The 10525-nt window shown below is 62.5% G+C and carries 12 protein-coding genes and 1 tRNA gene; 11 read left to right on the plus strand and 2 right to left on the minus strand.

Going from position 1 to position 10525, the window contains the following annotated elements; translation table 11 throughout:
• Positions 1 to 495: 495 nt before the first annotated feature.
• The 7 genes from ACFVSJ_RS24130 to ACFVSJ_RS24160 all read left to right on the plus strand — a co-directional run bounded on the left by ACFVSJ_RS24130 (position 496) and on the right by ACFVSJ_RS24160 (position 5478).
• The gene (locus ACFVSJ_RS24130; RefSeq protein ID WP_387439652.1) at positions 496 to 915 is read left to right on the plus strand and encodes a DUF3052 domain-containing protein; all 420 of its coding nucleotides are present in this window, start codon (positions 496 to 498) and stop codon (positions 913 to 915) included.
• A complete protein-coding gene (locus tag ACFVSJ_RS24135; RefSeq protein WP_387439653.1) occupies positions 912 to 1409 on the plus strand; it encodes a peroxiredoxin in 498 nt (165 codons plus the stop codon). The genes ACFVSJ_RS24130 and ACFVSJ_RS24135 overlap by 4 nt, the downstream gene beginning before the upstream one ends.
• Before the next feature lie 28 nt (positions 1410 to 1437).
• Positions 1438 to 2367, plus strand: coding sequence for an NAD-dependent protein deacetylase (locus tag ACFVSJ_RS24140; protein ID WP_387439654.1), 930 nt, complete (start codon positions 1438 to 1440; stop codon positions 2365 to 2367).
• A 64-nt stretch (positions 2368 to 2431) separates the two neighbouring features.
• A tRNA-Val gene (locus ACFVSJ_RS24145) sits at positions 2432 to 2507 on the plus strand.
• Between the two features lie 134 nt (positions 2508 to 2641).
• Positions 2642 to 2932 carry a hypothetical protein gene (locus ACFVSJ_RS24150; protein ID WP_387439655.1) on the plus strand — a complete coding sequence of 97 codons (291 nt, stop codon included), beginning with the start codon at positions 2642 to 2644 and terminating at the stop codon, positions 2930 to 2932.
• 249 nt (positions 2933 to 3181) lie between these two features.
• Positions 3182 to 3976: an IclR family transcriptional regulator gene (locus ACFVSJ_RS24155; protein WP_387439656.1), complete on the plus strand. Its 795-nt coding sequence runs from the start codon at positions 3182 to 3184 to the stop codon at positions 3974 to 3976.
• Between the two features lie 143 nt (positions 3977 to 4119).
• Positions 4120 to 5478 carry an MFS transporter gene (locus tag ACFVSJ_RS24160; RefSeq protein ID WP_387439657.1) on the plus strand — a complete coding sequence of 453 codons (1359 nt, stop codon included), beginning with the start codon at positions 4120 to 4122 and terminating at the stop codon, positions 5476 to 5478.
• Between the two features lie 64 nt (positions 5479 to 5542).
• Here ACFVSJ_RS24160 and ACFVSJ_RS24165 read toward each other — a convergent pair whose 3' ends face one another.
• The gene (locus tag ACFVSJ_RS24165) at positions 5543 to 6610 is read right to left on the minus strand and encodes a D-2-hydroxyacid dehydrogenase (RefSeq protein WP_387439658.1); all 1068 of its coding nucleotides are present in this window, start codon (positions 6608 to 6610) and stop codon (positions 5543 to 5545) included.
• Positions 6611 to 6706: 96 nt separating this feature from the next.
• On the opposite strand from ACFVSJ_RS24165, the gene ACFVSJ_RS24170 reads away from it, so the two are divergent.
• The 3 genes from ACFVSJ_RS24170 to ACFVSJ_RS24180 are packed head-to-tail and all read left to right on the plus strand — an operon-like array spanning position 6707 to position 9473.
• Positions 6707 to 7618 carry an NAD(P)-dependent oxidoreductase gene (locus ACFVSJ_RS24170; RefSeq protein ID WP_387439659.1) on the plus strand — a complete coding sequence of 304 codons (912 nt, stop codon included), beginning with the start codon at positions 6707 to 6709 and terminating at the stop codon, positions 7616 to 7618.
• A 35-nt stretch (positions 7619 to 7653) separates the two neighbouring features.
• A complete protein-coding gene (locus ACFVSJ_RS24175; RefSeq protein WP_387439660.1) occupies positions 7654 to 8424 on the plus strand; it encodes an SDR family oxidoreductase in 771 nt (256 codons plus the stop codon).
• Positions 8424 to 9473 carry an L-idonate 5-dehydrogenase gene (locus tag ACFVSJ_RS24180; RefSeq protein WP_387439661.1) on the plus strand — a complete coding sequence of 350 codons (1050 nt, stop codon included), beginning with the start codon at positions 8424 to 8426 and terminating at the stop codon, positions 9471 to 9473. The genes ACFVSJ_RS24175 and ACFVSJ_RS24180 overlap by 1 nt, the downstream gene beginning before the upstream one ends.
• On the opposite strand, the gene ACFVSJ_RS24185 is transcribed toward ACFVSJ_RS24180, so the two are convergent.
• Complete coding sequence (locus tag ACFVSJ_RS24185) at positions 9470 to 10198, minus strand: FadR/GntR family transcriptional regulator (RefSeq protein WP_387439662.1); 729 nt, start codon at positions 10196 to 10198, stop codon at positions 9470 to 9472. The genes ACFVSJ_RS24180 and ACFVSJ_RS24185 overlap by 4 nt on opposite strands.
• Before the next feature lie 131 nt (positions 10199 to 10329).
• Here ACFVSJ_RS24185 and ACFVSJ_RS24190 point away from each other — a divergent pair.
• A partial coding sequence (locus tag ACFVSJ_RS24190; protein ID WP_387439663.1) for an NAD(P)-binding domain-containing protein occupies positions 10330 to 10525 on the plus strand: 196 nt, incomplete at its 3' end.

Raw genomic sequence — 10525 nt, forward strand, 5'->3', positions numbered from 1 at the left:
CACTCCGCGGTCTCTTCCGGATCACGATCAGGCAACTGGGCAGTCAACCCACTAAGGATGTGTGAGGTCTCTTCTCCTGCAGCCACGTCCAACCTTCCTTTAGGCGCATCCATCGGCGCCTCAAGTCCGGCAGGGTAACTGCCCGTCGTGAACGCGTCGTGTGCGACATCTCGGTTTCAAACAGCCCGGTCGGATGCGCCGGGCAGGTCTTGTGAGCGCATGGCTGCGCAATGGAATCCTTCGGGGCGATCGCCCTGCAGCCAATGCACTCATGGCCACTCTAGCTTTGACGGCGCTGGTATGCGTAGCCGCGGGGCCCGAGGGGCGTTGTATGTCACACCCCGGCACCCTCCGTGACGGATGCCACGCGATTGTCACAGCTTCGAAACACCCCGGGTAGTGCGGAATATGGTGGATCGCAGGGACAATGGCTTGAAGCACACGCCCAAAGGGTGTTGGCTGTTAGTAATGGAAGTCACTTCAAAAGGAGGAAACGTGAGCGAGGCCGACGCCGCCACATCGGTAAATGTGGCGGAAAGATTGGGTTTCAAAGATGGGGATCTGATTCAGGAACGCGGCTACGACGACGACGTCGATTTCGACTTGCGTGACGACATTGAAGATGTCACGGGTTCAGAGCTGCTGGATGAAGGCGACCATGACGTCGTTGACGCTGTGATCTTTTGGTGGCGTGACGGCGACGGAGATCTTGTCGATGCGCTGATGGATTCGCTCACCACCCTCAAGGAAGGCGGCGTGGTCTGGGTGCTTACCCCCAAGTCAGGCCGCGAGAATTACGTCTCACCCGCCGACATCCAGGACGCCGCCCCAACGTCCGGGCTGCACCTGACCACTTCGGCAGGGGTTTCCAAGGACTGGAGTGCCACCCGCCTGGTGGCAAAGAAGAACAAGTGACGGAAGTCCAGGAAACTTCCGCACTTGCAGTGGTCCCGGAAGTTGGCCAGCCGGCGCCGGACTTTGAGTTGTCCAACCAGTACGGTGAACCGATCCGGCTCTCGGATTTCAGGGGCCGCAACGTAGTGGTGGTGTTCTATCCGTTCGCTTTTTCCGGCATCTGCACGGGCGAACTGTGCGAAATCCGCGACAACATCGGGGCTTTCGAAGATTCCGATGCCACGGTGCTTGCCGTTTCCGTGGACAGTAAATTCTCGTTGCGGGCCTATGCGGAAAAGGAAGGCTACGGATTCGATCTGCTGGCCGACTTCTGGCCGCACGGTGCCGTAGCCCGGCAGTACGGGGTTTTCGATACACGGAGTGGGATGGCACTGAGGGGGACGTTCATCATCGACGCCGATGGCATTGTGCGCTACGTGGTGGTGAATCCCCGCGGCCAAGCACGGGATCTCGCGGAGTATCGCTCAGCACTTTCAACGCTTTCGGGGAAATAGCGTGGCCAGCGGGCGGCCGGGTGTCGGAATGACCGGATTTGCGAGCATGGCACCGGTGTCCAGCGGTGAGCTAAGTCCCGGGGAAGTAGCCGCCCTTGGAGAGGCCGTGGCGATTCTTTCCGGCAATCGCCTGGCCGTCCTCACGGGCGCCGGACTTAGCACCGACTCCGGCATCCCGGACTACCGGGGTCCTGGCGCAGCCCCAAGGAAGCCCATGACTTACCAGGAATTCCTTGGCAGCGCGGAAAACCGTCGCCGGTACTGGGCGAGGAATCATCTTGGTTGGTCGCACCTGCGGCATGCTGATCCCAACGCGGGGCATGCGGCTGTTGCACTGATGGAACAACGCGGACTCCTGACCGGCCTCATTACCCAAAACGTCGACAGGCTCCACCAGGACGCAGGAAGCGTGAACGTGGTGGACCTCCATGGGCGGTTCGACCAGGTCATCTGCCTCGACAAGGGGCATACGTTTTCGCGGAAGCTGTTGGCGGCCATACTTGAGGAACTCAACCCCGGCTTCGTGGAAGCTGCCCTCAAGGCGGGCGTTGTCGAGATGGCCCCTGACGCTGACGCCACCGTCGAGGACCCGGAACTGATCACGTCCTTCGTGGTGGCCGTTTGTCCCGTTTGCGGAGGCACACTGAAGCCGGATTTCGTGTACTTCGGTGAGAATGTGCCCAAGGACAGGGTGGAGCGGGCATATTCCATGGTGGACGATGCTGAAGCCCTGTTGGTAGCTGGATCGTCGTTGACCGTCATGAGCGGCCTTAGGTTTGTCCGGCACGCGGCGAAAGCGGACAAACCGGTGGTGATCATCAACCGGGGAACCACTCGTGGAGACGAGCTGGCAACCCTCAAGCTTGATCTCGGAGTCAGCGGTTCACTGGAGTATTTGTCCCGTGATTTGCCCGATCTGCCGGAGCCGGGCGTTCCGATTGGTGTTTCCAATGGATGATCAGGTAGAGTCATTGTTCGTTGGTTGAGGCGCGAAGGAAAGAAAGCCGCCAAAACCGATGCAAGGGTCTTTAGCTCAGCTGGTAGAGCGCCACGTTTACACCGTGGATGTCATCGGTTCGATCCCGGTAGGACCCACCAAGCAGCCCCGTCATTTCAACCCATAGGGTGGGAAATGGCGGGGCTTTTTTGTTTGTCCGTCATTCGGCGCTCCGGCATGGTGGCCACGCTCGTGAACCCGAAAATGTCACAGCCTCCGCCTAGCATTCCAGTTCATGGAGCACGTCTTTGTTCGTAACAACCCCGACGGTACGCCGGCTGCCGTCGTCAGGGATGCCAGGGAATGGCAAATAGCCGTCGAACCCGTGAGGTGGTTTGAGCGGGTTCCTTGGTGGGAGAGTGCACGCCGGATGCCGCGGGGCGAGGGCCGTGTGGACGTCGAAGTCTGGCAGGTCCAGGTTCGCCTTGGGAGCAACACCAAGTCGACGCTCGCCACATGGGAGTTGGTCAGGGATGGTGCCGGCGGAGGATGGTGCCTCAGGGCCGGGGAACTGGCCGTTGCCTGAATTGCCTGGGAGCCTGGCTGGCCCGGGAAATGGATGAGCTCTCCACCGCGACTATTGGGGGATGCCGCGGTGGAGAGCTCGAAGATGAATATACATTGAACTCCAGGGTTTGGAAAGCGGGGCTGCAGCAGCGCCGTCTATGTGTCTGTGGCCGGCTGCCATCGTCAGGATTGCTCCCTTTTCCCTTGCCACTATGATGGGAATTGTTCAGCAGACTGGACAGCCGGTTGAGATCGACAAAGGATAATCATGGCCGATTCCCGTACCACCCGTTCCGATGGGCTGGGTGCTTCATCCCCGGCGCCGGCGGTAACCCGCGCGGCAGCAGTCCTGGAGGCGTTGGCGGAGTCGCCGTCGGGGCGGCTGACCCTCAGCGACTTGTCGAGGGAGCTGGGTATTCCCAAGTCGTCCACATCCAACCTTCTGCTGGCACTGGAGGAGGCCCGGCTGATTACCCGGCAAGGAGCCGAGTTCGCCCTGGGACGCAAGCTTGTCGAGTTGGGCGCCGCCTACCTGAGCCGGCTTGACGAGGTGCAGGAGTTCTACAAGTACTGTGAACAGGCACCCACCTTGTCGGGCGAAACAGTCCGCATAGCCATGTTGGATGGCGACCACGTCATTTACCTGGCCCGCTATGAGGGCCATCCCGCGGTCCGGCTGACCTCGAACATCGGCGACAAAATGCCGGTCTCGCTCTGCGGTGTGGGGAAAGCGCTCATCGCCCAATTGCACGATCACGATATTGAGGCGATGTTCCCGGACGGGACGGAGCTTCCGGTCATGACCGCCAATTCGCTGCGAACGGCGGAGGAACTCAAGGCCCAGATCTCCACCATCCGCAAGCAGGGCTTTGCGTTCGAAGATGAGGAGTCCACTGTCGGGGTCGTTTGCCTCGCGGTGCCCGTGCCCACCCATGGTGCGCACGGCCCGAGCCTCGGACTCTCCGTCACGGCACTGAAGGCGACTTATTCGGACGAGCAGGGTGCCCTTATGGTCAAGGAACTTAAGGAACTGGCGCGTTCGCTGGGTAACCCGATGGGCTAGCCAGCCAAGGAAAGCACATTAAATCTGATTACAACCTTGGCATGTGATTCAACTCGCTGTACGCTGTTCAGCATAGTGACCTTGGCGGTTGATGCCATCACTATCTCGCCGGGCCAACGGGGGCCTGGCGTGATGTTGAGGGAGTGCTTGTGATTACTCGAACCAATGCAAAGCTCGCAGCAGAAGCTGACGACGCTGTTGTTGAACCGGAGCAGCTGCGCAGGGCGACGCTGGCCAGTTCCGTAGGCTCCGCTCTGGAGTACTACGACTTCTACATTTACGGCCTGGCTTCGGCACTGATCTTTGGGCCGTTGTTCTTCAAACCGCTGGGTGACAGTGGGGCGCTGATCGCGTCATTCGCAACCTACGGCGTCGGCTTTGCCGCGCGGCCGTTCGGCGGGCTCTTCTTCGGTTACATCGGTGACCGGTTCGGCCGAAAAATGGTCCTGATCCTGACCATCGCCTTGATGGGCACGGCGAGCTTCGCCATTGGCTTGCTGCCCACGTTCGAGCAAGCCGGCATGCTCGGGGCCGTCCTTCTGGTTACCTTGCGGATCATCCAAGGCCTTGGCGCCGGCGCAGAGCAAGCGGGCGCAACGACGCTTATTTCGGAAGTCGCGCCGCGCCGCCGTCGTGGTTTCTTCGCCTCCCTGCCGTTCGTTGGAATCCAGCTGGGAACCCTGCTGGGCGCCGGAACCTTTGCCCTCATCGCGTTGGCGGACAAGGCGGTGCTCCAGGGGTGGCTGTGGCGCGTGCCCTTCCTTGCCAGCTTCATCCTCATTGCTGTTGCCGTGTTCATCCGTCTCAAGTTGAAGGAGACGCCGGCGTTCCAGGAACTCGAGAAGCACAAAAACGTCGTCAAGAATCCAATCGGCGCCCTGTGGAAGCACTCGAAAAAGAACGTCCTCGTGGGTATTGGCCTCCGGATGGGCGAGAACGGCAACTCTTCGATCTACTCTGCATTGTTGGTCTCGTTCATGAGCATGCCGGCGGGTGTCTTTGCCGGCAACAACTCCATCGGACCGGTTGGCCTGCTGATTGCCGCGGGTTTCGCAGCGGTCCTGGTGGTAACTTTCGGAGCGCTTTCCGACCGGTTCGGACGCGTGCCCATCTACCGCTATGGCGCGTTGTTCCAGGCCATCATCGCCGTTCCAGCGTTCTACCTCGTCACCCTTGGAAACGTCACCCTGGTCTGGGTAGTCATGGCCGTCGGCATCGCAATCGGCGTCCAGTCCATGCTTGGCCCCCAATGCCCGCTGCTGCCCGAGCTTTTTGGATCCCAGTACCGGTTCACGGGTGTTGCCATGAGCCGGGAGATCTCGGCCGTCCTGGCCGGTGGTCTCGCTCCACTGCTGGGTGCGGTGCTGCTTGCGGCGACCAATCATTCGTGGCTGGTCCTCGCCGTCTACTCCCTGGTCCTTGCCCTGATCTCGTTCGTGACCACCTTCTTCACGCCGGAAACCGTTGGCCGCGACCTGGTCAGCACGGAAGACGCAAAGTAGCACCAACAGCAAAAGGCTCCAACCCCCGCAAGGGTTGGAGCCTTTTCGCGATCCGGCAGTCGGCTTAGTAGAAATGCACCGGGTCAACCAGGTGCGGCAGTTCGCCGCCGTCAATGAAAGTGCGGAGGTTGCTGCAGAAGCGTTCTGCGATGAGCCGGTTTTCGGCGGTGCTCAGCGCGGAGGTGTGGGGCGAGACCAGGACCTTCGGGTGGTTCCAGAGGGGGCTGTCCTGGGGGAGGGGCTCCACGGCGAACACGTCCAGGCAGGCGTAGGAGACCTGGCCGTTGTCGAGGGCTTCCAGGAGTGCGTCCTCGTCCACTACGGTGCCGCGGCCGACGTTGACGAACACAGTTCCCGGCTTCATGGCGGAGAAGATTTCCGTGCTGAAGAGCTTTTCCGTGTAGGGAGTGCCCGGGAGTGTGTTCACCACAGCATCGGCGTCGGCCACCAGGCCTGCCAGGCCGTCGTTGGTGGTCACTTGGTCGATTCCGTCGATGGCCTCGACGTTGCGCTTGGTGCCGCTGACCTTCATGCCCAAGGCCCGGGTGAGGCGTGCAGTTTCCATGCCGATTTCGCCGAGCCCTGTGATGACCACCTTGGAGCCGCTGGCCAGTTTGGTGGGCGTGCGGAGTGCCGGCCACACCTTGGCGGCCTGGTCCTGTGCCATTTCGGCGCTGCGCTTGAAGCCGTTGAGGATGCCGAAGGCAGAGAACTCGGCAAGGGGCAGTGCGTGGACGCCTGCAGACGTGGTGACGTGGAACTTCCGGAGCGTTTCGGTGTCGAGGCCGGAGGCCTTGACGGCCCCACCGGCGCCGGCCGCCATGGCATGGATCCACTGGAGATGGGGGTTGCTTCCGGCAATCCGGGCAAGGCCTGCGGGGCTTTCGTTGGGGAAGCCGTAGAGGATCTGCGCCTTGTTGAGCATGGCCCAGTAGCGTTCCTCCTGCTCAGGGGTCCGCTTGAAATCCGGGTCGCCAGCGTGGTCGGCCGGGAAACGTTCGGGCGGCAGCAGTTCAGGGTCGTAGAGAACCGTCACGGTGGGATCAACGGCGCGGATCTGCTCTACGTACTCGGCTTCGAGGGGTACAGCGATCGCGATGGTAAGTTCATCAGTCGTCATAGTGTTCATCATACTGAATGGAGGCTAGGATATTGAACAGAGTTCCAATATTTGGGCACATAGCTGTGGCACCAGAGCCTGTGGCACAAGGAAGTGAGGATCGTCGCCATGACGAGCAAAAGCGTGGGCTTCGTTGGTTTGGGTCTCATGGGTGCGCCCATGGCGGCAAACATCGCAGCGGCGGGTTGGGACGTCAAGGCGTGGAACCGTTCGGACGCGGTGTTCGAGGACCTGCCTGCCGTCTACCGTGCCCAAAGCGTCGCAGCCCTGCGCGACCAGCACACCATCATTTTCATGCTCCCCGACTTGCCGTTCATTGAGGAAGCCGCAACGGAACTGCTTGAATCCTGGCGGGAAGAGGTTCCCAGCCCGGGTACCGCCGTCGTCGTGATGAGCAGTGTCTCCCCGACACAAGTACAGAGGTTCGGCGCAACGGTCCACGATGCCAGCGGCGGCAACGCCGTCGTGGTTGACGCGCCCGTCAGCGGTGGCACGGTGGGTGCGCAGAACGGCACCCTGGCCATCATGGTGGGTGCCTCCGAGCCTGACTTCGCGAAGCTCGAACCGCTTTTCGCGACCATGGGCACCACGGTCCGACGGATGGGGCCGCTTGGGTTGGGTTCGCTCGCGAAAGCGTGCAACCAACTGATTGTCGGAAGCACGACGGCGGCCCTCGCCGAGGCGGCTGAACTCGCCGAGCGCTCGGGCATGGACGTTGCGGCCCTCTACGACGTGCTGTCCGGCGGCCTGGCCGGCAGCCGCGTCCTCGACGTCGTCGGGCCCCGCCTCGCAAGCAAGGACTACACGCCAACGGGACCGGCGAAATTCATGCACAAGGATCTGGGTTTCCTGGTGGACGCCGCCCGCGACGTCGGTTCGGCAGTTCCGATGGCCGCGGCAGCGATCGAACTCTACGCCGAACTCAAGCGCCAGGGCCTGGGCGACCTGGACCTCGCCGTCGTCCGGCAAGCAATAGCCAACCTCGACCCGGCACCGGCCGCGTCGCAGGCCTCCAACTAAACCGGCACCTATTCAAGAAGGAAAGCAAGGAAACCATGAGTGGACTCTTCGACCTGACCGGGCGCGTCGCGCTGGTCACCGGATCAAGCCGGGGGATCGGCAACGCCCTGGCCCGCGGCCTCGCGGACGCCGGGGCAACGGTGGTGCTCAACGGCATCAGCCCCGAACGGCTGGAATCCGCGCACCAGGCCATGGCCGCCGAATACCCGGAGGGGCGCGTCCACAGCCGTGCCTTCGACGTCACGGATGCCGCTTCCGCCGCAGAGGGCGTGGAATGGATCGAAAAGAACGTCGGCTCCCTGGACATCCTGGTCAACAACGCAGGCATCCAACACCGCGTTCCTATGCTGGACCTCGACGTCAAGGACTGGGACCGCGTTATCACCACCGACCTGACCAGCGCTTTCCTGGTGGGTCGTGAGGCTGCCCGCCACATGATTCCCCGTGGTCAAGGCAAGATCATCAACATTTGCTCGGTCCAGACCGACCTGGCCCGTCCCACCATTGCGCCTTACGTTGCAGCCAAGGGTGGACTCCGGAACCTCACGCGTGCCATGACGGCCGAATGGGCAGCCTCCGGTCTCCAGATCAACGGCATCGCCCCGGGCTACATCCACACGGAAATGACGCAGAACCTGGTGGACGACGCGGACTTCAACTCCTGGATCCTCGGCCGCACGCCGGCCAACCGCTGGGGGACCGTGGCCGACCTCGCCGGACCTACGGTATGGCTGGCCTCGCAGGCTTCGAATTTCGTCAACGGCCAGACCATCTTCGTTGACGGCGGAATGACGGTGGTGGTCTGATGGGCATCACGCTTCCCTCCTCCGGACCAGCCGTGGTGGCCCACGGCAAGGGCGACCTCCGGATTGAAGACATCCCGCTTGCCACGCCGGCAGCCGACGAGTCGATCGTCGAAATCGCCTATGGCGGCATCTGCGGATCCGATCTGCATTATTGGCTGCATGGCGCAGCAGGCGAGTCCATCCTCAAGGCACCCATGGTGCTCGGCCACGAAATCGTTGGCGTCGTTGTCCAGCAGGCGGCTGACGGGACCGGCCCAGGCGTTGGCACCTCCGTGGCCGTGCACCCGGCAACTCCGGCCCCCGGTGACGTCCGTTATCCGGAGGACCGCCCCAACCTGTCGCCCGGATGCACCTACCTGGGCAGTGCCGCGCGGTACCCTCACACCGACGGTGCGTTCAGCCGTTATGCAAACCTTCCATCCCGGATGCTGCGCGCACTCCCGGCGTCCTTGGATCTTCGGACGGCGGCACTCGTGGAGCCTGCGAGCGTTGCCTGGCACGCGGTCGCCCGTGCCGGCGACGTGGCGGGCAAGAGCGCACTGGTCATTGGCAGCGGGCCCATCGGCGCCTTGACTGTCGCCGTCCTGAAACGGGCCGGTGCGTCCCGGATTACCGCCGTCGACATGCATGACAAGCCGCTGGAGATCGCCCGCGCCGTAGGCGCCGATGCCGTCCTGAAGGGCGACGACGCCGAGGCGATCGCGGCAGTGGACGCGGACATCGTCATTGAGTCTTCGGGCAGCCACTTCGGTCTCGCTTCAGCCATCAAGGGTGCCACCCGGGGCGGCAAAGTGGTGATGGTGGGGCTGCTTCCATCCGGGCCGCAGCCGGTGTTCATTTCGCTGGCCATTACCCGGGAACTGGAGTTGCTGGGGTCGTTCCGCTTCAATGACGAAATCGACGAGGTCATCGCTGCGCTCGCTGACGGTTCACTCCAGGTGGATCCTGTGGTCACGCACGAGTTCGACCTCGCGCACGGCCTGGAGGCCTTCGAGGTGGCCAAAAACTCAGCAGCGTCCGGCAAGGTGCTGCTGAACTTCCAAAGCTAGTTCCGGGTCACCGGGATGAAGACGCGGGGCTGGCCGTCCCAACTGGGCGCCAGCTCCGCGATGGTTTGGCGCATGATCCTGCCCGAAGCCTCGCGGGCGCCCTTGCCGTCACCGGCGTTGATGGCATGGGCAACGTCGATGTGCCACTGGAGGGCTTGTTGCTGGGGGTGTTCGGGCATGAGTCCATGAACGGTTCGTCCCGTCAGCGTCTCCGTCACTTGTCCGATCAGGTTGGCGAACATCTCGTTGCCGGATCCGGACAGGACCAAGGCATGGAAACGGATATCCAGTTCCAGGAACGTGGCCATGTCGCCGGCGTCGCCGGCTTTCTTCATGGCCAGTGAGATGTCCACAAGTTCCTGCCTGAGGGTTGCCGGCGCGTTGTCGGCCGCGAGTTCAGCGGCCACGGGCTCGACGGCGGATCGCAACTCCGCGAGCGACCTCAATTGGGCGCCGCGTCCTTCGCCAGCCAGACGCCAGCGGATCACCAAGGGGTCGAAAGGGTTCCAACGGTGGGCAGGCAGCACGCGGATGCCCACGCGCTTGATCGTCTCCACGAGGCCAAGTGACTGCAGTACCCGAACAGCCTCCCGTACCACCGAGCGCGAGACGTTCAATTCGTCTTCCAGATGCTCCGCCAGCATGACGTGGCCTGTTGGCAGGGCGCCGCCCACGATCCGGGTACCCAGGTGCTCGACGGCGCGGTGGTGGAGGCTGGTTGACATAGAGGTAAGCATAGTGGCGCGCGGAGGTGCTTCGCGTGCAGCTTGCGCGGGTGGCGGCCGGGACCGGCGGCCCGGATGGGACCCCGCAACCTAGACTGTTTATGACGCGGCAGTGTCCCACAACGTGGGCGATGCTTCCGGCCCACGGCTTAAATACGTATGGTTTATTACAGCCCCTGTTTATCAAAATCGCTTCCTGCATGCCCGCAGGACTGAATGCACACGATCGAATTGGAGTTTTGATGTCAGCACACATCGGTGTCACCGGCCTAGCGGTGATGGGCGCCAACCTGGCCCGTAACCTTGCCCGCAATGGCTTCACCGTGG

Source organism: Paenarthrobacter sp. NPDC058040 (assembly GCF_042885775.1).
In the GTDB taxonomy this organism is placed as follows: Bacteria; Actinomycetota; Actinomycetes; order Actinomycetales; family Micrococcaceae; genus Arthrobacter.

Excerpts from the sequence above, each read along its gene's own strand:
- ACFVSJ_RS24140 (WP_387439654.1), top strand. The coding sequence starts at position 1,438 with ATGACCGGATTTGCGAGCATGGCACCGGTGTCCAGCGGTGAGCTAAGT.
- ACFVSJ_RS24150 (WP_387439655.1), top strand. The coding sequence starts at position 2,642 with ATGGAGCACGTCTTTGTTCGTAACAACCCCGACGGTACGCCGGCTGCC.
- ACFVSJ_RS24155 (WP_387439656.1), top strand. The coding sequence starts at position 3,182 with ATGGCCGATTCCCGTACCACCCGTTCCGATGGGCTGGGTGCTTCATCC.
- ACFVSJ_RS24165 (WP_387439658.1), bottom strand. The coding sequence starts at position 6,610 with ATGATGAACACTATGACGACTGATGAACTTACCATCGCGATCGCTGTA.
- ACFVSJ_RS24170 (WP_387439659.1), top strand. The coding sequence starts at position 6,707 with ATGACGAGCAAAAGCGTGGGCTTCGTTGGTTTGGGTCTCATGGGTGCG.
- ACFVSJ_RS24175 (WP_387439660.1), top strand. The coding sequence starts at position 7,654 with ATGAGTGGACTCTTCGACCTGACCGGGCGCGTCGCGCTGGTCACCGGA.
- ACFVSJ_RS24180 (WP_387439661.1), top strand. The coding sequence starts at position 8,424 with ATGGGCATCACGCTTCCCTCCTCCGGACCAGCCGTGGTGGCCCACGGC.
- ACFVSJ_RS24185 (WP_387439662.1), bottom strand. The coding sequence starts at position 10,198 with ATGTCAACCAGCCTCCACCACCGCGCCGTCGAGCACCTGGGTACCCGG.